Here is a 24,550-nt window from a genome sequence, read left to right as displayed (position 1 = left end):
CCTATCCGTAAAAAAAGCAGACAGGGTTTCGCCTGTCTGTACTGGATAAACATGAATGCTTTCCCAAATAATACTTTTAATAAAAATAAAAAATATTTTATAGGAACAAAAGGTTTTCAATTTTTCAGTTAAAAATTACCTTCACTATTCACTATTCACTATTCACCATTGACATTATTTCCATCCCTTCACGGCACCACCCTTGAAAATTTTCTCCGCCTTTTCCGCTACTTCATCCGATTCATAAGCCTTTACGAAATTTTTCACCTTTTCCGAGGTTTTGTTGTCTTCTCTGGAAACAATCACGTTCATGTACGGGGAATCTTTATCTTCTTTGAAAAGGCCCTGCTTATCGGCATCCAGCCCGGCCTGCGCGGCGAAGTTATTGTTGATGATGGCGATCACCACTTCTTTGTCATCCAGTACCCTTGGGAGTTGGGGCGCTTCAATCTCCAGGATTTTCAGTTGCTTCGGGTTGTCGGCAATATCCGTCACCTTGGGCAGTAAGCCGATACCGTCGCGTAATTTCAGCAAGCCGTTTTTCTGCAGTAACAGGAGAGACCGGCCGCCGTTCGTAGGGTCATTGGGGATCACCACCGTGCTTCCGTTCTGAAGCTCGCTGATATTCCTGATTTTTTTTGAATAGGCCACAATCGGGTAGACAAAAGTATTTCCTACCACCGCCAGTTTATAGCCTCTCTGTTTCGACTGCTCCGTAAGGTAAGGAACATGCTGAAAAGCATTGGCATCGATATCGCCATTGTTCAGCGCTTCATTGGGAATTACATAATCGTTGAATGCCACCAGCTCCACCTCAAGATGGTATTTTTCTTTGGCTACTTTCTTGGCAGCTTCAGCAATTTCCTGTTCCGGCCCCGAAGTGATCCCGACACGGATGAAGTTCGGGTCGTCTTTCTTCGAGGAATTACAAGCGGTCAACATCATCAGACCTGCCGTCAAAAGGCTTAAAATCTTTATTTTTTTCATTGTTAATTATTTTCATTTCAAAAAACGGCGAAAAGGAAAAAAAATGGAATCTTTAATAAACAACTCATAAATAGGTTTTTACCTGCAGGGATTTCCTTTCCGCCGAATGGTAGCCGGATGTCCGCACCACCACACTATTTCACATTCACACTATAATTTAAAAAAGCTTACACAATCTTATCACAGCACATTCTCTCATCTCCCAAATCCTCAAACCCTGCAACTCTCACACTCAAACCTTCCCGCCCAAAAGTCAACGGTGGTCAAAACGCTTCGCCAGCCGGTCTCCCGAGAACTGAATGATAAAAACAAGTGCCACCAGCAAACCCAGGACAAGATTCATGATCACGGCATCATACCCGATGTATCCGTACTGGTATCCGATCTGCCCCAGACCGCCTGCTCCCACGGCACCACCCATCGCCGAATAACCGACCAGGGTAATTAAAGTAATCGTGGCATTGTTGATCAGAGAAGGCAAAGCTTCCGGCAACAGGATTTTCCGGATAATCTGCAACGGTGTGGCACCCAGGGCCCTTGCCGTTTCAATCAGTCCGTTAGGGACTTCCAGGAGGCTGTTTTCCACCAGTCTTGCAATAAAAGGGGCGGCACCGATGCTCAGCGGAACCAGTGCAGCGTTCACTCCGATCGAAGTTCCGACCATGCTTCTTGTAAAAGGAATCATCCACACGATTAAAATGATAAAAGGAATGGACCGGAAAATATTGACCAGAACCGACAAGATTCTGTTATACATCGTATTTTCCAGCAGTTGACCTTTTCGCGTTAAAAACAACAGGATTCCTACCGGAAGGCCCAGTACAAAACCGAAAAATCCTGATACGAAGGTCATAAAAACCGTTTCCCAAATTCCCTTTGACAAGAGAGAAATTACCGTTTCGCTAAGCATATCCTCTTACTGTATTTTGAATTTTATTCCGGTTGAAATAATAGAGGGCCTGCTGGTTGTGCTCTTCTTCGCCCTGGAGCTGAAGCAGCAGTTTCCCGAAATTCGAGTCTCCGAGATATTCCACATCGGCTTTCAGCAGTTTGTATGGGATTTTATATTTTTCATAGACGATAGCGAGCAGTTCCTCAACGGAAATCTGTTCGTTCAGTTCTATTTCAACAAGTGGGAACAGGCCTGCCTGTGGCTCTTTCTGTATTTTTTTATTCAGTTCCTGGGGGATGGTCATAACACCGGAGTTTAAAAATTGTTTGATAATCGGATGTTCCTTATTGGAGACAATCTCCGAAAGGGTTCCTTTAATTAAAAGTTTTCCTTTGTCGATCACCGCAACATGGTTGCAGACGGATTTGATGACTTCCATTTCGTGGGTGATCAGGAGGATGGTAATACCCAGCCTTTGGTTGATGTCCCTCAGCAGCTGCAGAATCGACTGTGTGGTTGCCGGATCCAGGGCGCTTGTTGCCTCATCACACAACAGGAGATAGGGATCATTGGCCAGAGCCCTTGCAATGGCCACCCTTTGTTTTTGTCCGCCCGAAAGGCTTTTGGGATAATCGCGGGCTTTTTCTTCGAGTCCTACGATCTTCAGAAGTTCATCCGCCTTTTTACGGATGGTTGCCTTATCCGTACCGTCAAGTTCCAATGGAAGGGCTATATTTTCAAAAACCGTCCGTGACGACAGGAGATTGAAGTGCTGGAAGATCATCCCGATCTTTTTCCGTTCCCTGGCCAGCTGCCGGGAACTCAGCTTTGTAAAATCTTTACCGTTGATGATGATTTCACCGCGGTCCGGCTTTTCCAGCAGGTTAACCGTTCGGATCAGGGTGCTTTTCCCGGCTCCCGAAAACCCGATGATGCCTACAATATCGCCTTGTGCGACATTCAGGCTCACCTCATCCAAAGCTTTGAAAGACTGGTTTTTCTGATAAAAGGTCTTTGAAATATTTTTAATTTCTATCATTTTCTGATCTGTTCTGTTTAAATAAAAAAGGCTTTACAACGTGGTAAAGCCTTTAAAAAAAATATGTCATATAAAAGTAAGGTCAACCAACGTAGTTTCGTATGTGAGGCATACAGCAATACATCATCATATTAATGGTGATATGCTTTCTTATAGATTGGGTTTTAAAAACTGACTTCATTTTATTTTCATGTCCTGATTACGGTGGCAAAGATAAGACATAAATTTCTTTTAGTCCACTAAAAAAGTAGACTTTTTGTGATTAATTTTAATTAATAAATTTAAATGATTGATAATCATAATTTTAAATAACGAAAATTTATACGTATCAAGATTAATTCATAAATTTAACCCATCACTTATCATTTATCACTCATCCATCATCCGGCATCCGGCATCCAGCCGGTTAATCTGATTTCTAATTAAATTAACCGGATTCTAAACCTCCAGCAGTAAATTCCCTGAAAAGACAAAAAGTTACCATAGATCATGACCGGAGAATTTCAAACCGCTTAATTTTACGGTAACATTAAAATCAGAATTATGGAAAGAACGGAAGTTGTTTTAGGAAAGGTTAGGGGAGAAGTTCAGCTTTTCTCAGACGATAAGAAAGCCGGGAAAATGGATATTTCGGTTATCGGAAGTAAGCTTACCGTGTATCATACGGAAGTCAGTGACGGGTTTGAAGGCCGGGGTTTTGCCGGGATCCTTCTTGAAAAACTGGTAGGCTATGCGAGGGAGCATGATCTGAAAATCGTTCCGCTGTGTCCGTACGTCCATGCACAATTCAAGAGGCATCCTGACGAGTATAATGATGTCTGGCTGAAAGAACAGATGTAGAAAATCTGTGTGAATGGTCAAAAATATAAGCAATTATGATTATTAAACAGCAATGTCAATTATAAAGGCCTGTTAATTATTGAATGAAATCAGGAGAAATCGATCTGATTATCCTAAACAGGAAACAGGTTTGATAATAAGAAAACTAAGAATTATTGATCTGAACCGTCTCAAAGAAATTTAGTGGGCTTATTATAAGTTTACGGCTTTGTGAACTTAGAAAATACTCAGTATTTAAAAAAACACTTGGTGGACTTTGTATTAAATTAGCTCAAGCCATTAAAAACGGTACTGTTCTTGAGCTGGAACAGACTTGAAGAAACCCAGTGAACTTTTATGAGTTTCGGCTTTATGAACCTGGAAAACATTAAGCATAAAAAACTTTGTGGGCTTTGTGTTACATTAGCTCAGGACTTTAAAAAACCAACACTTTTTCATACCATATAACATTTAATTAAAAAACAAAATGAAAAAATTGAACTTCGTAGTCATCGGAAAAAATCAGGAAATCCTGGATACCCTGAAAAGGATCATTGAAAAAAATGAAGGCTGGAGCGCTGAAATTTTTAGTGATGAAAGTCAGAGCAGGGATTTTATCACCCGGCATGAGGCGGATATCGTTCTGCTGAGCTCCGGATTGGAAGACCGGTTTGAGAAAGAAATCAAAACTTTCTGTGAAAATCTTGATCCGAAGGTTAATGTGATCGAACATTACGGTGGCGGCAGCGGTCTCTTGCGCAGTGAAGTGGAAGAACTTTTTGCTGAAAGCAGAGATCCTGAAAAAAGGGTGGTTCACCGTGCCGGTTCCGGAGGAATAACGGATATGGGCTGGGTATCCGGCGAAAAAATATTCAGCTTCAGCGAATTTTATGATCCTGAACGCATCCGTTTCGGGGCACTAAGGGTCCTGAATGATGATTCCATTGAAGCCGGAAAAGGTTTCGGGACCCATCCGCACGACAATATGGAGATCATCAGCATTGCTTTGGAAGGCACGCTGGTTCATGAAGACAACCTTGGCAACCGGACGGAAATAAAAGGCGGCGACGTGCAGGTGATGAGTGCCGGAACCGGCGTGATGCACAGCGAATTCGGGAAGGAGGGAAGCGGCTTCGGGAAATTCCTGCAGATCTGGATTTATCCGAATCAAAGGAACGTCACCCCAAGATACGACCAGATGACGCTGGACCTGGCCAAAAGTAAAAACCGCTTCCAGCAGATCCTTTCCCCTGATCCTGAAGACGAAGGAATCTGGATCTACCAGGATGCCTGGTTCCATCTGGGCCATTTTGAAAACAATGCGGAAACCCGTTACGAGATTAAAAAAGACGGAAATGGTGTCTATGCCTTCATCATTAAAGGAAGCGCAGAAATCGAAGGTGAACATTTAGGGGCCAAAGACGGTTTCGGTATCAGCGAAGTTTCGGAAATCAATATCAAAGTGACTTCGGAGAATACGGAGATTCTTTTGATGGAAGTACCGATAACCATATAAGGAATTTTAATTTGCAGATATGTTGAGCCGGCATAAGCGTCACGCTTGTGCCGGCATTGTATTTTGATCGATCACCATCACCTTTGATGTAATATTGACCAGGAAACTTCCAGCATCGAACTCCCCTTTTCCAGTCTGTTTAACCTGATTTTTTTCTTTGGAGTCATGTTATATCAGCTAAATATTGTCTTTAACGGACGTCCCGGAAATTAGACTTAAAAAAGAGAATAAGTTGTCTTTACAGCAATTAACACACATTGGAACAATAAATAAACATCTGAAAACTTTTCTAATTTTGTCGGACCGACGATGATCCGGTTTAACAAATTAGCAAATTCCAAAAAAATTCCCGATTTTTGCCCTCTTCAAAATCCCGAGAACTTCATGAAACTTTGTATTGCCGAAAAACCCAGTGTTGCCAGAGATATTGCCAAAGTATTGGGCGCCACGATGCCCAAGCAGGGCTATATGGAAGGAAACGGCTATTGCGTGACATGGACGTTCGGACACCTCTGTACCCTCAAGGAACCCCACGATTACGGTCCGCAGTACAAATCCTGGAACCTTTTTCTCTTGCCTATCATTCCGCAGAATTTCGGGATTAAACTGATTCCGAACAAAGGCGTTGAAAATCAGTTTAAGGTGATTGAAAGACTGGTGGAAGAATGCGATGAGGTGATCAACTGCGGGGATGCCGGGCAGGAAGGGGAACTGATCCAGCGGTGGGTATTGCAGAAAGCGAAATGCAACAAACCGATTCAGCGGCTGTGGATTTCATCCCTGACCGAAGAGGCGATTAAAGAAGGTTTCTCGAATTTAAAGCCGGCGGAAGAATATAAAAACCTGTACCTCGCAGGAAATGCGCGGGCCATCGGCGACTGGCTGCTGGGCATCAACGCCACCCGTCTGTTTACCAAGAAGTTCGGCGGAAACAAGGCGGTCCTTTCCATCGGAAGGGTACAGACGCCTACTTTGGCCATGCTGGTGCAGCGCCAGAAAGAAATCGATGCCTTCACTACCGAAGAATACTGGGAGCTGAAAACCAAATACCGTGACGTGATTTTCAATGCCGCAATCGACAGGCTGAAAACGTTGGAACGTGCAGAAAAAGGCCTGGAGTACCTGAAACAGAATCCTTTTGAGATCGTTTCCTTTGAAATCAAGGAAGGAAAAGAGAAGAACCCGCGACTCTTCGATTTAACGGCTCTTCAGGTGGAGGCCAATAAAAAATATGGCTATTCGGCGGAAAATACGCTCAATTATATCCAGAGCCTTTACGAAAAAAAACACGTAACCTATCCGAGAGTAGACACCACGTATCTATCCGAAAGCCTGCATCCGAAAATAGAAGGTATTCTCCGGAAGATGTATTTCTATCAGGATCTGATTGCCCCATTGCTGGAAGCACCGATCCCAAAATCGAAGGCGGTTTTCGATGATACGAAAGTTACCGATCACCATGCGATCATCCCGACGGAAGTTCCGCCTTCCCAGAATTTAAGCCGTGAAGAAAAACTGGTCTACGATCTGGTGGCCAAGCGTTTCATCGCCGTGTTCTATCCGGAATGTAAGATTTCAAACACTTTGGTAGAAGGGAAAGTAGGGACGATTCCGTTTAAGACCAGCGGCAGGCAGGTTCTTGAGCCGGGCTGGCGGGCAGTATACGCCAAAGAGCCGAAAGAAGAAACCGCCGACAAGGAAAAAGAAAAGGAGGAGGAACAGACAATTCCCGAATTTATCGTGGGCGAAACCGGACCTCATGATCCGAAGATCCACCAGGGGAAAACGTCGCCGCCGAAACCTTATACCGAAGCCACCCTGCTGAGGGCGATGGAAACCGCCGGGAGACAGGTGGAAGACGAAGAACTCCGCGAGATGCTGAAGAATAACGGCATCGGAAGGCCTTCGACCCGTGCCAACATCATCGAGACGCTTTTCAAACGGAAATATATCGAAAAGAAAAGGAAAAACCTGATCGCCACCCAAACTGGGATCCAGCTGATCGATACCATCGAAGACGAATTGCTGAAAAGTCCCGAGCTCACCGGAGAGTGGGAATCCAAGCTCCGTAAGATCGAAAGCGGGCAGTACGAAGCCAACCTGTTTAAAGAAGAACTGATTCAGATGGTGACGGAACTCACCAAAAAAGTGGTAGACGGAAAAGGAAAGGTAATTTCCCTGGAAGAAGAAAAGGTTGAAGCGGTTAAAGAAAAGAAAAGGCGGGAACCGGCGGTAAAAAAAGAACTGGCGTCCTGGGAGGAAACCCAATGCCCGAAATGCAAAGCGCATCATTTACTGAAAGGAAAAACAGCGGTCGGATGTTCCGATTTCAAAAACTGCGGCTTCAAAGTTTCTTTTGAGATCTTCGGGAAAAAACTGTCGGACAAACAATTGATGGACCTGGTCATGAAAGGAAAAACTTCAAAACTGAAAGGCTTTACCTCGCATCCGGAAGCACTGGCTGAAGGCGTTTTATCTATGGATGAAAACTTTGCCGTAGTTCTTGCCTGAATTGCATTCGGGCTCATTTCATTATTTTAAAAAAAAATCTGCGCAATCCGCACGATCTGCGTAAGGGTAATAAAACGGATAAGTCCCGGAATACAGGCAAAATTTGCTACCTTTAATCTCAGCTAAAATTTTCAAAGCATGAAAAAAATAATCGGGCTGATTATCCTTTGCATCTGTACACCCGGCTTTGCACAAACCCATAGTTTCGGTAAAAATCCCGCAGCCGGAAAAGTCCTTCACCTGAAAGACGCCGATATTTATTACGAAGTCTACGGAAAAGGACAACCGCTGTTCCTGCTTCACGGAAACGGAGGCAGCATTGACGCTTTTTCCAAAGAAATTCCCGGACTTTCAAAACATTTCATGATTGTGGCCATGGACACGAGAGGGCAGGGGAAAAGTACGGATACATCCACAGAACCATTGACTTACAGAAAATTTGCTGATGATGTGAAGCTCCTGTCTGATAAACTGAAATTAAAGAAAATCAACATCCTCGGATGGAGCGACGGCGGCAATACCGCGCTCGAATTTGCCATCAGATATCCGGACAGAACAAACAGGATTATCACCAGCGGGGCCAACGTTTTTCCCGCCGGCGTAGGCGAGAATGAGGTAGAGTCGATGAAAAAAGAAGCAGCTGAAAAAAGAGCACAGCAAAAACCGGAAAGTGAAATACGCCTTCTACAGCTGATGATTGATGAACCGAAAATCACAAAACAGCAGCTGAACCATATCAAAGCAGAAGTTCTGGTGGTAGCAGGAGAAAATGATCTGATCCTCCGTTCCCACACCGAATACATCGCCAAAGAAATTCCTGGCGCAAAGCTCAAAATCTATAAAGGTGCCTCCCACGGCGTCCCGATCGAAAGGGCGGAAGAACTCAGCAAAGATGTTATTGAATTTATAAAGAAGCCGCAACTGTAACAGACCGTTTTATATTATGTAATTCAACCGGAAATATAGCTGGAATCCGCGAAGGCCGCAAGAATTATGTAACTGCCAACTGCTTTTAAGATGCAAAGAATTTGACGCGGTCAAATTTTCACATCGCTAATACTAATCCTCAAAATTTTTATTCTTCCGAAATCAGCGGTACAATTTATCAAAGATAAAATCCTTGCGTCTTTTTATGCAAAGCATTCAGGAAAAACTTTGCGCCGTTGCGTTATTCCAACTCCCCTTTTTTAATCAAAAAACTTTCAGGATTTTTCCTATTGCACTACATTTGTCATAAACCGGAAATATGACCCCAGAAAAAAAGCAACTGATTGCGGATAGCTTCAACCGTTCCGAAACCTTAAAATTCTATAAAGCCGAACTCCTTCAAGCGGAAACCGGCTTCATCTCGATGAAGATCCCGAAAATGGACCTGATGACCCGTAAAGCCGGTATGTTCAACGGGGCGATGATTGCTTCCCTGGTGGATGTTTCTTCAGGCTATGCTGCCGTCAGTCATTACGAAGAAGACTGCTATGTCGTGACGGTCGAACTGAAAGTCAATTACCTGCGGCCGGCCATTGGTGAAGCGTTGGTTTCAAAATCCTATGTGGTGAAAGGCGGCGCGAAAATCAGTGTCATCCGCACGGAAATTTACACCGTTGATGAAAACGGCGGTTCCGAAAGTCATGTCTCGACTTCCCTGGTGACAATGATGAAAATAAAATAATTGAATATAGGCTGGAAGAGGGATGCCGGGTGCCGAAGTTTTTGTCAACATGACGCCAATAGTTATTGAGTATTAAAATCTCTATTCAGGAATTCTCAAACTCCAAAAGGACGACTTAAAACAGCATCGGGTGCGGCCCGATCGCCAAGATTCAATATCTCATCGAACTTTTTATCGGCCAACCCAGCGTCTGTTAAATTTCCTCTTTAAAATGGAATGCCTTTTGCATGCAAACCTCCGATAAAATGAACGTATGAATCTTATCATCCGCCTTTTGGTAACCGCCATTGTAGCTTATTTACTCACCTGGATTTTACCGGGGGTGCATTTTACAGGATTTACCGGAGCAGTTATTTTTGCAGTGGTTCTGAGCTTGCTGAACTTATTTGTAAGACCGGTCCTCAAACTTTTGGGACTGCCGCTTACGATTATTACGTTAGGCCTGTTTACGCTGGTCATCAATGCCGTCATTATCCTGATTGCCGACTATTTTGTAGACAGCATGGAAGTGAACGGATTTTTGTCGGCCCTGATTTTCAGCATCCTGCTCTCTGTGGTCACTTCTCTTGCCAGTTCGATGTTTTCGGATGGCGATTAATAAAAGAAATCAATCAATCAAAGGTATATATCAACTTGGGCGGGCTTCGGTTCGTTCTTTTTTTTGGCCGGATCTTTAGATGAAATCATCATTATAAAAATTCATAAACTGGAGTAAATAAAACAAACGGGTTTTCAAAACCCGTTTGGTTTTTTCTTTTAATCTTATTTTTAGAAAATTAGTAAAGTAAATAACGTTGGATGTGTAAATCAGATTTAAATAAGATTCTTTCTTCCAGCCTTCCGTTAAATTAATCCCGATTCCCGGTCCCTGTTTTATTTTAAATAATTAACTTTGGCCATCTTTGAAATGAATAAGGCAGGTGCCTCTACAACAGGTCACCGGTCATAACAAATGAATAGTATTATATGAAACTTAAGTACAGTCTGCTGGCTCTGGCAGCTCCGCTTTTAATGAATGCACAACAACTCATGACGCCTGAAATCCTGTGGACTTTGAAAAAAGTAGTCGTACAGGCCGTTTCTCCGGACCAGTCTTCCCTGATTTATAAAGTGGGACAGGTGGACCTAAAAACCGAAAAGACAAAAAATGAGAATTATTTCCTCAATGTTCTGAATCAGCAGTCAACCAAAATAGATTTAGGCAAAAAAGCCCTGATCCAATGGGACAAAAACGGGATCTATGCACAGGAAGGCGATAAGATTTTCCTTTCCAGGGACAGTGGCAAAACATGGACGGAATTTTATACCATCGGGGAAGCCGACAACATCGTTATTGCCCCGGACGGAAAAAAAATAGCGTTCAGCAGACAGGTGCTGATGGAAAAGGTGATGGGCAAGGACAAATATTCAGACACTCCGAAAACCACAGCGCAGGTCTATACCGACCTGAATCACCGCCACTGGGACTATTTCAGTGAAGGAAAATACAACCATGTCTTCGTAGTGAATGTGTCTGAAAAGGCAGAGGCTGCCAAAGATCTGCTGGAAGGAAAAATGTGGGATTCGCCGCAACGGCCGTTCGGGGGAGCTGAAGACTTTATCTGGAGCCCGGATTCTTCCCGGCTTTTATACGTCACCAAGCCGAAAAGCGGAAAAGAATATTCAACAAGCACGAATACCGATATTTTCGCTTACGACCTGGTTTCGGGAACGACAAAAAATTTAACGGAAACCAACAAAGGCTATGATGTCAATCCGAAATTCAGTCCTGACGGGAAGTCAATGGTTTGGCAAAGCATGGCCAGAGATGGTTATGAAGCGGATAAGAACGACATTAAAATGATGGACTGGAAGTCCGGGAAAATAACGAACCTTACGTCCGGCTGGGACGACAGTGTTTCCGGAGACGTTTTCTGGAGCGGCGATTCGAAAACCATCTACTTTACGGCGGCTTTCAGGGGAACCAAGCAGCTTTTTTCATTGGATCCTAAAAATGCGAAGGTTCAGCAGATTACGAAAGGGAATTTTGATGTGAATGAAATTTTTGCCGATCAGAAAAACTCGCTTCTGGTGGGAAGAACGGACATCAATCATGCAACGGATCTTTTCTCTGTAAATATTAAAAACGGGGAGATGAAGCAGATCACGGAGCCCAATAAAGATGCTTATGCCAATCTTGCCGAAGGGAAATCCGAGCTGAAAATGGTAAAAACTACCGACGGCAAAGAAATGGGCGTGTGGTTCCATTACCCGCCGAACTTCGATCCGAATAAAAAATACCCGACGCTGGTGTACTGCCAGGGCGGTCCGCAATCGGCCCTTACCCAGTTTTTCAGTACCCGATGGAACTTTGCTTTAATGGCAGCCAACGGTTACATCGTCGTGGCACCGAACAGAAGAGGAATGCCGGGCTGGGGAACCAAATGGAACGAAGAGATCTCCAGAGACTGGGGCGGACAGCCGATGCGGGATTATCTGGCAGCTACCGATTATGCCAAGGCCCTGCCTTATGTAGACGGCGACCGGGTAGCAGCGGTAGGAGCGAGCTACGGAGGATACAGCGTATTCATGCTGGCTGGAATCCATCAGAACCGTTTCAAGACGTTCATCGCACACGACGGATTGTTTGATATGAAATCCTGGTACCTGACCACCGAAGAATTATGGTTCGCCAACTGGGACCTGGGCTCACCATGGGAAAAGCCTTTACCGAAAGCCTACACGGAATTCAACCCGAGCAATTTTGTGGACAAGTGGAACAAGCCGATCATGATCGTACAGGGCGGAATCGATTACCGGGTGCCTTACGAGCAGGGGCAGGAAGCTTTCCAGGCGGCAAAACTCCGCGGACTGAAATCCAAACTGGTGTATTTCCCGAATGAGAACCACTGGGTGCTTCATCCGCAGAACGGGCTGGTATGGCAAAGGGAGTTTTTTAGCTGGCTGAAGGAGACATTATAGTCTGGTTTTTCTAATCTGAAGAGGCTTAAAATCTGTAAGAAAATTAATAAGATCAATAGAAGCGGGCTTTAGCCCGCTTTTTGTTGATACCCTGAAAACGGCTTTAGCCAAATTATTTGCCATGATGTCCGACCGTATTTCATCTTTTCCACCCATTATTGATACCCATTCCGAAATTTTAATCCTGGGATCAATTCCCGGAGTAAAATCACTGGAAAAGCAGCAGTATTATGCCCATCCGCAGAACAAATTCTGGAAAATTATTTTTGAATTGCTTGAGGAGGATTTTACCGATAGCTATTCCGGAAGAATTGAGATCATCAGGAAACACCATATCGCGCTCTGGGACGTGATCGATTCATGTGAAAGAAAAGGAAGTCTTGATTCCGAGATCAGAAATGAAGAAGCCAATAGGATCGATGAGCTGCTGGAAAGCCATCCGAACATCAAAGCCATTTTCTGCAACGGCGGAAAGTCATACAAAAATCTACAGAAGATGTTAGGTAAGAATTACAAAATTCCTGTATTTTTACTGCCTTCAACAAGTCCGCTCCATACCATTTCTTTTGAGAAGAAATTTGAGGAATGGAAGAAGATTAAAAGCTATTTATGAAAAAACTGATACCGCTGTTCTTTATTTTTACCTTTATCCGGCTTTTCTCCCAGGAATATCATTTTGATTATTATTTAAAATACAGACACGAACTGACTGTTGATAAGGGAAAACCTGAAATTAGAGATTTTCAGCATATAGTAAATTCTAAAAATTATTTTTATCAAATAACTTTCCAATCAGAAAGTAAAAATAAATTATCCGCTATTCTCACTGATTTTAAAAATAGCCTGCAACACCATTTCGATCTGAAAAACACTGATTTTCCTTTGAAAGGCGAAAATTTTGTTTATAAATTTTCAGTAAGGATACCCTCGGTAAAAAAGCAGTTTGAAAATGAAGCGAAGCACAGGTTCTTTAAGGCTGAATTGCTTGATAAGCGAGACGGAAATCTGTATAATTATTCAATCAAGGAATTTTCAGATGAAAAGATGAATAAAGAAAGGCTTTCAGCAAATGTAGTTTTTGCCGGCTTCAATGATAATCTTTCATTTGTAGGGTTACGGTTGTTATTTGATTATCATGAAATATATAATAAAATCAAGTTTGAAAATAACGGCATTTTAAAATCTGCAACAGGAAAATCAAATAACAGAACATATGCTTTAACATTACTTGCTATTGAACCCCATGATTTTGATATAAAAGTCAATGAAGCGCAATTAAGATTTAAAGATTAATAATCAAGGGAATCTATTTCCCTCGATTCTGTTTATCAATATTTTATTTTTCAATCCTGTAAATCTCTTCATAAGGCTGAATCAGCACCCATCGTTCCGGGAAAACTTCATCCGGAACTCTTCCCCGCTTCTTCTTCCGGTCAGGCTGTTGAAAGAAATGTGAATTTTCAGCTCCGGGCTTAGGTTACCGGCCCAGGCCACTGTGGTAATTCGGATCAGTAAATGCCTATGTATTGGGCTTCAGCAAAATTGATGGGATACTATGGATAGTGATCGCGATACAAACCGATTCGTTGTTCAGAAAAAGCATATATACCTTTTTTCCTTGATTAATAGCATATCATTTTCCCGTTCATCAAACTTTTGTCAGTTCCGTAAATCCACGGTTTCTTTCCGGATTTAAAATTAATTTAACATCCGCGTAAATAATACTTGACAAAGGGGTGCCTGATGTCGTATATTTGCAGTCCGAAAATTACACCTTGTAATTTCAGTAATTTTTAAACCGTAATTTAAAAAATGAAAACATCAGATTTTAATTTTGATCTTCCTGCAGAATTATTGGCAGAACATCCATCCGAACACAGAGACGAAGCAAGACTGATGGTTCTGGATAGAAAAACAGAAACCATCGAGCATAAGCTTTTCAAAGATGTGGTGGATTATTTTGATGAAGGAGATCTTTTTATCTTCAATAATACCAAAGTATTCCCGGCCCGTTTATATGGAAACAAAGAAAAAACAGGAGCGAAAATCGAGGTTTTCCTTTTAAGGGAGCTTGATAAGGAAACCCGCGTATGGGACGTGCTGGTAGACCCTGCAAGAAAAATCAGAATCGGAAATAAATTGTTCTTTACGGAAGACGAATCTCTGGTTGCGGAAGTAATCGACAATACCACTTCAAGAGGAAGAACCCTGAGATTCCTATTCGACGGGTCTTATGAAGAATTCCGTTCCAAATTGAAAGAACTGGGTGAAACCCCGCTTCCGAAATACATCAAAAGAGACGTTGAGCCGGAAGATGCTGAAAGATACCAGACGATTTATGCTAAAGTAGAAGGTGCCGTAGCTGCCCCTACTGCAGGTCTTCACTTTTCAAGACATTTAATGAAAAGACTGGAGATCAAAGGGATCGATTTTGCTGAGGTGACCCTTCACGTAGGTCTGGGAACCTTCAACCCGATCGAAGTGGAAGATCTTTCCAAGCACAAAATGGAGTCTGAAGAGATCTTTATCGACGAGAAAAATGCACAGATCATCAACAATGCTGTAGAATCTCACAGAAGGGTATGTGCCGTTGGAACAACCACTATGAGAACGCTGGAAACTTCCGTTTCTTCCAACAAGAAAATCTCCGCATTCCACGGATGGACAAATAAATTCATTTATCCGCCGCACGATTTCGGGGTAGCAAACTGTATGATCACCAACTTCCACACACCGAAATCTACTTTAATCATGATGATCGCGGCGTTTGCAGGAAAAGAATTCATCATGCGTGCTTATGAAGAAGCCGTAAAGGAGAAATACAAGTTCTACTCGTACGGAGACGCAATGTTAATTTTGTAAAAAATAAGTAAAAGGAGCCAGGTTAAAAGTAAAAAGTAATCGAGGTGAAACAGAACGACGTTCTTATAAGAACCTTTACTTTTGGGTTGAGTTGCCTTCAGTTTTTAAGAAGGCTTCCCAATGATCCTGAAAGTAAACTCATCCGGTTTCAGCTTGGAAAATCAGCAACCTCAGCAGGTGCCAATTATAAAGAATCTCAGGCGGGATCTTCCAGAGCAGATTTTAAAAATAAAGTAAAAATTGCTTTAAGAGAAGCCCGCGAAAGTAATTATTGCTCCGGGTTTTAAAAGAATTGGACGGTTATGATTCGGAGGAGTTTAATGCTTTATTAAACGAAAGTATCGAACTGAAAAATATCTCAGCTGCAATTGTTAACAATACAAAACGGTAAACTTTTAATTTAACCTGGTTCCTTACATTTTCTACCTGAATCCTTTTGTTTGCCTTCAATCTGATTCTTTTTACTTTTACCTTGGCTCTTTAATATTATGAAAGATATCCGGACTTTATCACTCGACCAGCTCAAAGAATACTTTGCTACTTTGGGAGAAAAGCCGTTTCGTGCGAAACAGGTGTATGACTGGCTATGGAGTAAAAATCTTCATTCGATTGATGAAATGACGAATCTTTCGAAAACCCTTCGGGAAAGAATTTCCGAGGAATACACCATCAATCCTGTTTCAGTGGACCTCCTGCAGAAAAGTACGGACGGAACCATCAAAAACGGAGTGAAGCTGCACGACGGTTTACTGGTGGAATCGGTACTGATTCCAACGGAAACCAGGACGACGGCTTGTGTTTCCTCACAAGTGGGATGCTCACTGAACTGCGAATTCTGCGCGACGGCAAGGCTCAAAAGAATGAGAAACCTTGAAGTGGCCGAGATCGTAGACCAGGTGGCACTGATCGACAGCCAGAGTAAAATGTATTTCGACCGGCCGCTTTCCAATATCGTTTTTATGGGAATGGGCGAGCCGATGATGAACTACAAAAATGTGGTGGAAGCCATCCGCAAGATCACCCAGCCGGAAGGTCTGGGAATGTCGGCGAGGAGAATTACCGTATCTACTTCCGGGATCCCTAAAATGATAAAGATGCTGGCCGATGAAGAGCTGCGGGTGAAATTGGCTTTATCGCTGCACTCCGCCATCGAGTCCAAACGGAACGGGATTATGCCGTTTTCCGATAAATTCCCGTTGACGGAAATCATGGAAGCCCTTCAGTACTGGTACAAAAAAACAGGTTCTGTTATTACTTTTGAATATTGTGTCTGGAAAGGTATCAATGACGGTGACGAAGACATCAAAGCCCTGATCAGATACTGCAGGCAGGTTCCTTCTAAAGTAAATTTAATCCAGTATAACCCGATCGGTGACGGGAAATATGACCAGTGCAACAAGCAGGCAGAAGAAAACTACATCCGTCAGCTGGAAAATGCAGGGATCGTCTGTATGGTAAGAAAAAGCCGCGGCGGCGATATTGATGCAGCCTGCGGACAGCTTGCCAATAAAACGGCAGATTAAATTTTACTTAAAAAAATCAGAAATTTTTCTTAACGAATCCTTAAAACCTTAAATTTGTAGCTCAAATTTGAAGTGATGGTGGATTACCTTTTGGGTGAAAACGGATTGGAAAATGTGTACGCATGGTCCATTCCTGTTCACGCTGCAATTATTTTAGCCGAAATGATTTACAGTCATGTTTCGGAGGCTAAGCTGTACAACGGAAAAGACGTGGCTACAAGTGTTTATCTTGCCCTTCTCAATTTCGGGCTGGACCTGGTCATGAAAGCGTTTGCCATGGGAGTGATGTTTTTCTTTTACAACATGAGGCTTTTTACCTGGGATTTTACCATCTGGTATTGGCTGCTCTGTTTCGTCATTACCGATTTTGCCTATTATGTCCTGCATTACGTAGACCATCATTCACGGGCTTTCTGGGCGGTGCACATTACCCATCACAATTCGGAATATTTCAACCTGACCACCGGTTTCAGGAGTCCGGTTCTCCAGCCTTTATACCGGTATCTTTATTTTTCACCGCTGGCATTTTTAGGTTTTGATCCGTGGCATATCATGGTGGTTTATGCGATCGGTCAGGTCTACGGCACCTGGGTGCATACCCAAACGGTAAAAAGCATGGGCTTTCTGGAATATATTCTGGTAACCCCTTCCCATCACCGGGTTCATCACGCCTGCAACATCAAGTATCTGGACCGGAATATGGGCATGTGCCTTATCATCTGGGATAAGCTGTTCGGAACCTTTGAAAAAGAAGACCCGACGGTACCTGTAAAATACGGAATTTATCCTAAAATGCCCGACAACAGGCCGGATACCGTCCTCTTTTACGAGTGGCGTAAAATCTGGAAAGACATCAAACAGCCGGGACTGAAATTTTCAGACCGGATCAATTACATTTTTAACTCGCCGGGATGGCGCCATGACGGAACCGGAAAAACCGTAAGGCAGTACCAGAAAGATTATTTCCAAAGAAAAAGCAGACAGCGGCAAGACAGGCAAAAGAAATCGGCCTAGATAGGCTCGATTCGGGCTTAGGCTCAGCTTTATTCAGAAATAAAGAATTATCAATCCGGTTTATCTGTAATTTACATATCAAAGGAATTGGTTTTTGCCTGTTCCTTTTTTTAGCTTAAAATGGATTCAACTGTATTGAATTTATATTCAGCTATTGATGCTATTCAAAAATAAAATTAACGCTGATGCAGTTAGGGTTTTAAACAGAATTCCTTCTGGCAAAACGAATATGCGGTTCGCCCTTCTGACAGGATTTCATCCCGTTCTGCAGTAAAACGTGCCTTCAGGACTTTAAAGCAATATCAATTCAATCCTGGTTGAAAGATCAAACTAAGGTTATGAGTCAGGATTAAATCAGAATTCCATCTGATAGAATGACAAAGTATTCAGTCTGATGATCAAGACCTTAAAAAAGAAACTTCCGGCATCCCGTGTCCTTCTTTCAGCCTGTTAATCCAGATTCTTCTTCGAATTGACATAAAAATTTTTTCTGCTGAAAAGTTGTGATTAGCGATCTCCCACATAGAGCTCAGATTTTTACAGATTCCGGCATGCCTTAAGTTCTTCGTCACCGTGAAGGACTTTCCTTAAGACTACAGGGAATAAAATCTGGTCTGCAAAAATTTCAACTGCTGTTTATTGTACTTTTGGAATCTCAGCACCGTAATAAAGATTCATTGGTTTAATTTCGACAGAAAGTATGGAGGAATAAATTTTGATTATTACCTTTCCGTTTATATTTAAATAAATATTTTTACCTGATGAAAAAGATATTGCTGACCTTTACCATAACGCTCTCTGCTCTGTCATTGGCACAACAGTCCAGTCTGCTGAAAATAAAAAAGTACAGGATCACAGAACTGGAGGAAAAAGTCAGGGAAAGCTCTGGTTTAAGCCTGATGAACGGAAAATTGTATACTTTTAATGACAGCGGCAATACACCGGAACTTTTTGAACTGGATAAAAAAACAGGGAAAATCATCAATACCCTGAAAGTTAACGGGAAAAACAAAGACTGGGAAGCCCTGGCAAACGACGGAACTTATTTTTACATCGGTGATTTCGGAAACAATGGCGGGACCAGGAAAGATCTGGAAATTTATCAGGTTCCTTCGGATATTTCTTTAAACGATTCCCTCCGATTAATTTCGTTTGAATATCCCGAGCAGCAGGAATTTGTGCCGGAATATTCCGCAACCAATTTCGATGCGGAAGCCATGGTGTACCTGAATGGGAAAATCCATCTTTTCACCAAAGAATGGGGTGCTAAATCGACAACCCATTACCTCATCAATCCGGAAATACCCGGAAAGCAGAAAGCACAGAAAACAGAAACTTACAAAACCGGTTTTATGGTGACCGATGCTTCTTATTTTGATAAGAAATTATATCTGATCGGCTATACCAAAAAAACAGAAGTCTTTCTGGACATTTTTGAAGAAACCGGAGCCGGACTTTTTTTTAAAGGCATCCCGCGCCGTTATTATCTGGGAAGTGCATTGTCCATCGGGCAGATTGAAGGCATTGCAGCGGATCAGGACGGGGTTTATATCTCCGGGGAAAAGTTCCATTCGCCGCTGGGAGGAGGAAAACAAAGCCTTTATTTTATTCCGAAAGATAAACTGGGAGAGTAAATCCCTTGAAATTGCCTGAAAAAAATTATCTTTGTGGGAATTAATAATTTATCTATCATCCGAAGATTGTGGCTAACACCGTAGAAGAAATCAAACGACCGATCAATGAGGAGATGAAACTTTTCGAGCAGAAGTTTTATGAATCCATGCAGAGTAAAGTACCTTTACTGGATAAAGTCACCCGTTTTATCGTGACAACAAAAGGGAAACAGATGCGTCCGATGTTTGTCTTTCTCTGCGCCAAACTGGTAGGGGAGGTGAATGAAAAAACCTACCGCGGGGCTTCCATGATCGAATTGATCCATACGGCAACACTGGTGCACGACGATGTGGTAGATGAAAGTTTTAAGCGCCGTAACTTTTTTTCTATTAATGCTTTATGGAAAAATAAGATTGCCGTTTTGGTAGGGGACTACCTGCTTTCCAAATCAGTTCTGCTTTCTACCGACCATAAAGACTATGATCTGCTGGGTGTCATTTCAAGAACGATCCGCGAAATGTCCGAAGGCGAACTGCTGCAGCTGGAAAAGGCCAGAAAACTGGATATCACGGAAGATGTGTATTACGAAATCATCCGCCAGAAAACGGCTACCCTTATTGCAGCCTGCTGTGAAATCGGCGTCCTGTCCAATGATGCCGGTGAAAATCTGGCTAAAAAAATGATGGACTTCGGAACCTATACCGGAATGGCGTTCCAGATCAAAGACGACCTTTTCGATTACCTGACGTCCAATGTCATCGGGAAACCGGTAGGAATCGATATCAAGGAACAGAAAATGACGCTGCCTCTCATCCATACTTTGAAAACGGCCGGGGAGAAAGACCGGAAATATTACTTCAACACCATTAAGCGGTACAATACCGACCAGAAACGCGTCAAGGAGCTGATTAATTTTGTTAAAAATTCCGGCGGCCTGGATTATGCCATGACTGTTATGAAAGATTTTCAGCAGAAAGCTAAAGACATCCTGAATGAATTTCCGGATTCCGAAGCGAAAAGATCGCTGCACATCATGCTCGATTATGTGATTGAAAGGAAATTCTGATTTAAATTATTTTCAGGGTGACAATGATAACCGCTGAAACTATGCAAAATAAAGCGATTAAAAATAAATAATCCGCAATGGTTTCAAACCGGCCTGCCCGTTTTTCATGCTGTGTCCGGATCGCCAGAAACGAAAAGAAACAGCTGAAGGCAAAAAACATGCACGCCATCCCGGCAAATTCATCCAAATGCGTGCTGCGGCTTATTCTCGAGATCTTTAATGAGGTAATAATCACCAGCGAAAATCCCAGAAGATTGCTTGAAGCATTAAGAATATGGGTGGACTTTTTCTCCATTGCCTACAAATTTATCCCAAGATAGACACATTTTTTTTTATTATCAAATTTTTAAAAAAGATTATTAAAAATTAAAATTAATTTAAAAAGTGTATATTAGCAAAATACTTCAACATTAAAAATATTTAACATCGGGCTATGCAGACAACCTATATTGAAACCCAGCAGATTTCCTTTCAAGATTTTAAAAATCAGATACTTGAAGATTATAAGTTAGGAAGGGTTTCCCGTGAGATGTCCTATTTGGGGAGAAGAGAAGTCCTTACAGGAAAAGCTAAATTCGGTATTTTTGGGGATGGTAAAGAGCTTCCTCAGCTGGCGATGGCTAAGGTTTTCAAAGACGGGGATTTCCGTTCGGGGTACTACCGTGACCAGACTTTTGCCCTGGCAGTGGATGCCCTTACGGTAGAAAGCTTTTTTGCACAGCTGTATGCCGATACCAGCGTTGAAAGAGAACCGGCCTCCGCAGGGCGACAGATGAACGGCCACTTTGCCACACGCAGTCTTAATGCAGACGGAAGCTGGAAAGATTTAACGGCACAAAAGAATATTTCATCCGACATTTCTCCTACTGCAGGTCAGATGCCGAGATTGCTCGGGCTGGCCCAGGCTTCCAAAATATACAAATCCGTAACCTTCGAAGGTTCTGAAAAATTTTCAAAAGGAGGAAATGAAGTTGCTTTCGGTACCATTGGTGATGCCTCTACGGCGGAAGGTCATTTCTGGGAAACACTGAATGCGGCATGTGCGCTTCAGGTTCCGATGATCGTATCGATCTGGGACGATGGCTATGGAATTTCGGTTCCTACCATGAAACAGCGGGCCAAAGCCGATATTGCCGAAATGCTGAGCGGTTTCCAGAGAAAAGAGGGGGAATTCCAGGGATGTGAAATTATTCAGGTAAAGGCATGGGATTATCCTGCCTTGCTGGATGCTTATGCAAGAGCGGAGCAGTTCGCAAGGGTAGAAAGTATTCCTGTAGTGGTACACGTTATTGAGGTGACACAGCCTCAGGGACACTCGACCTCAGGTTCTCACGAAAGATATAAAAATGAAGAACGTCTGGCCTGGGAATCCCAGTTCGACGGACTCGTAAAATTCAGGGAATGGATCCTGAATTACTCCATTGAAATCGATGGTAAAGAAGAAGTGCTGGCTACAGCAGAAGAACTCGATGCTATCGATGACGAAGCAAAAAAGAAAGTAAAGGCAGGCCAGAAAACAGCTTGGGAAAGTTATCAGAAGACCATTACGGATCTGGTACAGTCGGTATTGCCGCTGGTAGAGAACCTGAAAGGACAGAACTCTGAAATTGAAGGGTTTATCGGGCAGTTCAATAAACTCGTTTCCAAGGCCAAGAAAGATGTTTTCCAGTTGGTAAGAAAAGCTTTGCTGGCCACCAGAGGTTCGGATTCTCAGGAGAGAAACCAGCTGATGCAGAAATACCAGGAAATCTTTGAAGTGGAGAAAGATAATTATTCTTCCCATTTATATTCGCAATCCCAGTGGAAGGCGGAGAACGTAAAAGAGATCAGGCCGGTTTATTCCGACGGTTCCGAAGAGGTAGACGGAAGGGTAGTGGTAAGAAATAATTTTGACAGAATTTTTGAAAAATATCCTGAAACCTTAGTCTTTGGTGAAGATGCCGGAAATATCGGTGACGTAAACCAGGGGCTGGAAGGCATGCAGGAAAAATACGGCGATGTGCGTATCGCCGATACGGGAATCCGTGAAGCAACCATCCTGGGGCAGGGAATCGGGATGGCCATGAGAGGGCTGCGTCCGATTGCTGAAATCCAGTATCTGGATTATATCCTGTACTGTCTGCAGGGGATGAGTGATGACCTGGCGACCGTACAGTACAGAACCAAGGGCGGACAGAAAGCACCGGTCATTATCAGAACCAGGGGGCACCGTCTGGAAGGCGTGTGGCATTCCGGTTCTCCGATGGCGGGAATTCTGAATCTGTCCAAAGGAATCCTGGTATTGGTTCCGAGAAACCTGACGAAAGCGGCCGGATTCTACAACACCATGCTTCAGAGCGACGATCCTGCGGTAATTGTTGAATGTCTGAACGGATACCGACTGAAAGAAAAACAGCCGGATAACTTAGGGGAATTCACCGTTCCGGTAGGAAAGATCGAAGTGACGAAAGAAGGAAGCGATGTTACCCTGGTAACCTATGGCTCAACCTGGAGAATCGTGATGGAAGCGGCGGAAGCACTGGAAAAAATCGGTATTTCGGCAGAGGTAATCGATGTTCAGTCGCTGATTCCTTTTGACCTGACACATGAAATCGCTGAAAGCGTAAAGAAGACCAACCGTTTAGTTGTGATCGACGAAGATGTGGAAGGCGGAACATCTGCTTTCATCTTACAGCAGATCTTGGAAAAGCAGAAAGCCTTCAGATACCTGGATTCCGATCCGCTGACGATTGCAGCAAATGATCACCGACCGGCCTACGCCAGCGACGGGGATTATTTCAGCAAGCCGTCCGCAGACGATATGGTCGAGAAAATCTACGCGATGTTTAATGAAACCAATCCTCAGAAATATCCTGCGATATCTTAATTGGGATTTGAAATAAAATTTAAACCGCTTTCTTTTTGGGAAGCGGTTTATCTTTTTTTAATTAAATAATCGTATTTTACATGATAATTAATAACCCCTAAAATGCAGAATGATCTATCTGAGCTTAAAGAAATATTTAATACTATTCCTGAAAATCCAAATCTAAAATCTAATAATCTTTTCTCGATCGGTACCAGAGGCTTTTATGAAAATCCTTTTACAGAGGTATTATCATATCTATTAAAAAAGAAAACAGAATATCAGCGGCGGGATGAGTTTATGAAAATACTGTTAGCTGATTTAAATGATGACGATTTTTTAAATAGTTTGATGGCAAACAGCGAAGTCAATACCCAGTTTATAACTTCAAATGGAAAACGCATCGATTTGATTTTATACAATGAGAGTAATATTCTGGTTTTTGAAAATAAAATTTAACATTGGATGGCAAATCCGTTCGATGATTATGAAAATGATATTAATTTAAAATATCCACTTCATAATAAAAAATATGTCATTTTTTCATATAAAAAAGAGGACTGCCCTAATAATTGGAAATATTTAAACATCCGAAGCATTTTTGACAAAATAATCAGTGCACAATTGCATATATTTAATAATAAATGGGATTATTTTGCTCACGATTTTTTACAGCAATTTTCAAGCAGTAAATTAATAGATATGGACCAATCTTATTTTGATTTTTATGAGAAGAATTTTTCTCAGATAATTTTTGCCAATAATCATCTTCAAGAATTTTTTAATGATATAGCGAAAAAAGTAGAGGAAGAGATTGCAATAGACAGATATTATAATACTACATGGGGGTTCATATGAACGTGCCATTCGTTTTTACCCGTTTAAGAATGATATCAATGTTACTTTAATTTTTAAAGAGGATGGTAAATTTAGCATTGCTATTTATTACTATGATCGATTTAATTTCAAAACTGAAATCTATGGATATATCGGTAATAGCGACTATGAATATTATGATGAAAATGGCATCTGTCGTTATACAAGTTTCCCCGGAAAAGAATTTGCTAAACTTGAAGATGCTAATAAAGAAATATTAATACAATTAGAAAAACAAAAAGAATATTATTCCTCCTCCTTTTAAGAACCTGTATAAATTTTGATTCAGAAATTTTCTGTAATTTTTCTTCACCTTAATTTTCTGAATTAAAATAAACTTTGTTTATTTTTAACTT

Annotated in this window: 22 protein-coding genes; 18 read left to right on the top strand and 4 right to left on the bottom strand. The window is 42.2% G+C overall.

Features of this window, described 5'->3' with window-relative positions:
• Positions 1-174: 174 nt before the first annotated feature.
• From metQ to CHA01nite_RS05680, 3 genes are all read right to left on the bottom strand, one after another.
• Positions 175-987 (bottom strand): methionine ABC transporter substrate-binding lipoprotein MetQ, encoded by an 813-nt coding sequence (gene metQ / locus CHA01nite_RS05690; protein ID WP_146940343.1) that lies wholly within the window; start codon positions 985-987, stop codon positions 175-177.
• A 253-nt stretch (positions 988-1,240) separates the two neighbouring features.
• On the bottom strand, positions 1,241-1,897 hold the full coding sequence (metI, locus tag CHA01nite_RS05685; RefSeq protein ID WP_146940342.1) for a methionine ABC transporter permease MetI: 657 nt from the start codon (positions 1,895-1,897) through the stop codon (positions 1,241-1,243).
• Positions 1,890-2,918 (bottom strand): methionine ABC transporter ATP-binding protein, encoded by a 1,029-nt coding sequence (locus CHA01nite_RS05680; RefSeq protein WP_146940341.1) that lies wholly within the window; start codon positions 2,916-2,918, stop codon positions 1,890-1,892. The genes metI and CHA01nite_RS05680 overlap by 8 nt, the downstream gene beginning before the upstream one ends.
• Before the next feature lie 543 nt (positions 2,919-3,461).
• On the opposite strand from CHA01nite_RS05680, the gene CHA01nite_RS05675 reads away from it, so the two are divergent.
• From CHA01nite_RS05675 to CHA01nite_RS05605, 15 genes are all read left to right on the top strand, one after another.
• The gene (locus CHA01nite_RS05675) at positions 3,462-3,758 is read left to right on the top strand and encodes a GNAT family N-acetyltransferase (RefSeq protein WP_146940340.1); all 297 of its coding nucleotides are present in this window, start codon (positions 3,462-3,464) and stop codon (positions 3,756-3,758) included.
• Between the two features lie 466 nt (positions 3,759-4,224).
• Positions 4,225-5,253 (top strand): pirin family protein, encoded by a 1,029-nt coding sequence (locus tag CHA01nite_RS05670; protein ID WP_307725978.1) that lies wholly within the window; start codon positions 4,225-4,227, stop codon positions 5,251-5,253.
• A 384-nt stretch (positions 5,254-5,637) separates the two neighbouring features.
• Positions 5,638-7,764: a type IA DNA topoisomerase gene (locus CHA01nite_RS05665; RefSeq protein WP_146940339.1), complete on the top strand. Its 2,127-nt coding sequence runs from the start codon at positions 5,638-5,640 to the stop codon at positions 7,762-7,764.
• Between the two features lie 138 nt (positions 7,765-7,902).
• Entirely contained in the window at positions 7,903-8,691 is a 789-nt protein-coding gene (locus CHA01nite_RS05660; protein ID WP_146940338.1) for an alpha/beta fold hydrolase, read from the top strand.
• Positions 8,692-9,010: 319 nt separating this feature from the next.
• Positions 9,011-9,433 (top strand): PaaI family thioesterase, encoded by a 423-nt coding sequence (locus CHA01nite_RS05655; RefSeq protein ID WP_146940337.1) that lies wholly within the window; start codon positions 9,011-9,013, stop codon positions 9,431-9,433.
• Positions 9,434-9,686: 253 nt separating this feature from the next.
• Positions 9,687-10,031 carry a phage holin family protein gene (locus CHA01nite_RS05650; RefSeq protein ID WP_146940336.1) on the top strand — a complete coding sequence of 115 codons (345 nt, stop codon included), beginning with the start codon at positions 9,687-9,689 and terminating at the stop codon, positions 10,029-10,031.
• A gap of 368 nt (positions 10,032-10,399) precedes the next feature.
• Positions 10,400-12,394, top strand: a complete 1,995-nt coding sequence (locus CHA01nite_RS05645) for a S9 family peptidase (RefSeq protein ID WP_146940335.1) — start codon at positions 10,400-10,402, stop codon at positions 12,392-12,394.
• 121 nt (positions 12,395-12,515) lie between these two features.
• A complete protein-coding gene (locus tag CHA01nite_RS05640; protein ID WP_373869021.1) occupies positions 12,516-13,007 on the top strand; it encodes a DNA-deoxyinosine glycosylase in 492 nt (163 codons plus the stop codon).
• Positions 13,004-13,687: a hypothetical protein gene (locus CHA01nite_RS05635; RefSeq protein ID WP_146940334.1), complete on the top strand. Its 684-nt coding sequence runs from the start codon at positions 13,004-13,006 to the stop codon at positions 13,685-13,687. Before CHA01nite_RS05640 ends, CHA01nite_RS05635 begins: the two co-directional genes overlap by 4 nt.
• Positions 13,688-14,206: 519 nt before the next feature.
• Entirely contained in the window at positions 14,207-15,256 is a 1,050-nt protein-coding gene (gene queA / locus CHA01nite_RS05630) for a tRNA preQ1(34) S-adenosylmethionine ribosyltransferase-isomerase QueA (protein ID WP_146940333.1), read from the top strand.
• A 44-nt stretch (positions 15,257-15,300) separates the two neighbouring features.
• Entirely contained in the window at positions 15,301-15,543 is a 243-nt protein-coding gene (locus CHA01nite_RS05625; protein ID WP_228458347.1) for a four helix bundle protein, read from the top strand.
• A gap of 201 nt (positions 15,544-15,744) precedes the next feature.
• Entirely contained in the window at positions 15,745-16,779 is a 1,035-nt protein-coding gene (gene rlmN, locus CHA01nite_RS05620) for a dual-specificity RNA methyltransferase RlmN (protein WP_146940332.1), read from the top strand.
• Between the two features lie 75 nt (positions 16,780-16,854).
• Positions 16,855-17,793, top strand: a complete 939-nt coding sequence (locus tag CHA01nite_RS05615; protein WP_146940331.1) for a sterol desaturase family protein — start codon at positions 16,855-16,857, stop codon at positions 17,791-17,793.
• A 761-nt stretch (positions 17,794-18,554) separates the two neighbouring features.
• A complete protein-coding gene (locus CHA01nite_RS05610) occupies positions 18,555-19,427 on the top strand; it encodes a hypothetical protein (RefSeq protein WP_146940330.1) in 873 nt (290 codons plus the stop codon).
• 68 nt (positions 19,428-19,495) lie between these two features.
• Positions 19,496-20,473 carry a polyprenyl synthetase family protein gene (locus CHA01nite_RS05605; protein WP_146940329.1) on the top strand — a complete coding sequence of 326 codons (978 nt, stop codon included), beginning with the start codon at positions 19,496-19,498 and terminating at the stop codon, positions 20,471-20,473.
• 1 nt (position 20,474) lies between these two features.
• Here CHA01nite_RS05605 and CHA01nite_RS05600 read toward each other — a convergent pair whose 3' ends face one another.
• Positions 20,475-20,768 (bottom strand): hypothetical protein, encoded by a 294-nt coding sequence (locus CHA01nite_RS05600; protein WP_146940328.1) that lies wholly within the window; start codon positions 20,766-20,768, stop codon positions 20,475-20,477.
• A gap of 138 nt (positions 20,769-20,906) precedes the next feature.
• Here CHA01nite_RS05600 and CHA01nite_RS05595 point away from each other — a divergent pair, with 138 nt between their 5' ends.
• From CHA01nite_RS05595 to CHA01nite_RS05585, 3 genes are all read left to right on the top strand, one after another.
• Positions 20,907-23,339: an alpha-ketoacid dehydrogenase subunit alpha/beta gene (locus CHA01nite_RS05595; protein ID WP_146940327.1), complete on the top strand. Its 2,433-nt coding sequence runs from the start codon at positions 20,907-20,909 to the stop codon at positions 23,337-23,339.
• A gap of 102 nt (positions 23,340-23,441) precedes the next feature.
• Positions 23,442-23,777: a PDDEXK-like family protein gene (locus CHA01nite_RS05590; RefSeq protein WP_146940326.1), complete on the top strand. Its 336-nt coding sequence runs from the start codon at positions 23,442-23,444 to the stop codon at positions 23,775-23,777.
• A 6-nt stretch (positions 23,778-23,783) separates the two neighbouring features.
• Positions 23,784-24,176, top strand: a complete 393-nt coding sequence (locus CHA01nite_RS05585; protein ID WP_146940325.1) for a hypothetical protein — start codon at positions 23,784-23,786, stop codon at positions 24,174-24,176.
• Positions 24,177-24,550 lie beyond the last annotated feature (374 nt).

The organism is Chryseobacterium hagamense, assembly GCF_007991455.1.
Taxonomy (GTDB): domain Bacteria; phylum Bacteroidota; class Bacteroidia; order Flavobacteriales; family Weeksellaceae; genus Chryseobacterium; species Chryseobacterium hagamense.
Note: the sequence above shows the minus strand (reverse complement) of the source record. Positions and strands in the feature narration are given on the sequence as shown.

What these genes read in the sequence shown, in the direction of transcription:
- CHA01nite_RS05655 (WP_146940337.1), top strand. Translation starts at nt 9,011, where the DNA reads ATGACCCCAGAAAAAAAGCAACTGATTGCGGATAGCTTCAACCGTTCC.
- CHA01nite_RS05660 (WP_146940338.1), top strand. Translation starts at nt 7,903, where the DNA reads ATGAAAAAAATAATCGGGCTGATTATCCTTTGCATCTGTACACCCGGC.
- CHA01nite_RS05675 (WP_146940340.1), top strand. Translation starts at nt 3,462, where the DNA reads ATGGAAAGAACGGAAGTTGTTTTAGGAAAGGTTAGGGGAGAAGTTCAG.
- CHA01nite_RS05600 (WP_146940328.1), bottom strand. Translation starts at nt 20,768, where the DNA reads ATGGAGAAAAAGTCCACCCATATTCTTAATGCTTCAAGCAATCTTCTG.
- queA (WP_146940333.1), top strand. Translation starts at nt 14,207, where the DNA reads ATGAAAACATCAGATTTTAATTTTGATCTTCCTGCAGAATTATTGGCA.
- CHA01nite_RS05615 (WP_146940331.1), top strand. Translation starts at nt 16,855, where the DNA reads ATGGTGGATTACCTTTTGGGTGAAAACGGATTGGAAAATGTGTACGCA.
- rlmN (WP_146940332.1), top strand. Translation starts at nt 15,745, where the DNA reads ATGAAAGATATCCGGACTTTATCACTCGACCAGCTCAAAGAATACTTT.
- CHA01nite_RS05665 (WP_146940339.1), top strand. Translation starts at nt 5,638, where the DNA reads ATGAAACTTTGTATTGCCGAAAAACCCAGTGTTGCCAGAGATATTGCC.
- CHA01nite_RS05645 (WP_146940335.1), top strand. Translation starts at nt 10,400, where the DNA reads ATGAAACTTAAGTACAGTCTGCTGGCTCTGGCAGCTCCGCTTTTAATG.
- CHA01nite_RS05680 (WP_146940341.1), bottom strand. Translation starts at nt 2,918, where the DNA reads ATGATAGAAATTAAAAATATTTCAAAGACCTTTTATCAGAAAAACCAG.
- metI (WP_146940342.1), bottom strand. Translation starts at nt 1,897, where the DNA reads ATGCTTAGCGAAACGGTAATTTCTCTCTTGTCAAAGGGAATTTGGGAA.
- CHA01nite_RS05640 (WP_373869021.1), top strand. Translation starts at nt 12,516, where the DNA reads ATGATGTCCGACCGTATTTCATCTTTTCCACCCATTATTGATACCCAT.
- CHA01nite_RS05670 (WP_307725978.1), top strand. Translation starts at nt 4,225, where the DNA reads ATGAAAAAATTGAACTTCGTAGTCATCGGAAAAAATCAGGAAATCCTG.
- metQ (WP_146940343.1), bottom strand. Translation starts at nt 987, where the DNA reads ATGAAAAAAATAAAGATTTTAAGCCTTTTGACGGCAGGTCTGATGATG.
- CHA01nite_RS05595 (WP_146940327.1), top strand. Translation starts at nt 20,907, where the DNA reads ATGCAGACAACCTATATTGAAACCCAGCAGATTTCCTTTCAAGATTTT.
- CHA01nite_RS05610 (WP_146940330.1), top strand. Translation starts at nt 18,555, where the DNA reads ATGAAAAAGATATTGCTGACCTTTACCATAACGCTCTCTGCTCTGTCA.
- CHA01nite_RS05650 (WP_146940336.1), top strand. Translation starts at nt 9,687, where the DNA reads ATGAATCTTATCATCCGCCTTTTGGTAACCGCCATTGTAGCTTATTTA.
- CHA01nite_RS05590 (WP_146940326.1), top strand. Translation starts at nt 23,442, where the DNA reads ATGCAGAATGATCTATCTGAGCTTAAAGAAATATTTAATACTATTCCT.
- CHA01nite_RS05585 (WP_146940325.1), top strand. Translation starts at nt 23,784, where the DNA reads ATGGCAAATCCGTTCGATGATTATGAAAATGATATTAATTTAAAATAT.
- CHA01nite_RS05635 (WP_146940334.1), top strand. Translation starts at nt 13,004, where the DNA reads ATGAAAAAACTGATACCGCTGTTCTTTATTTTTACCTTTATCCGGCTT.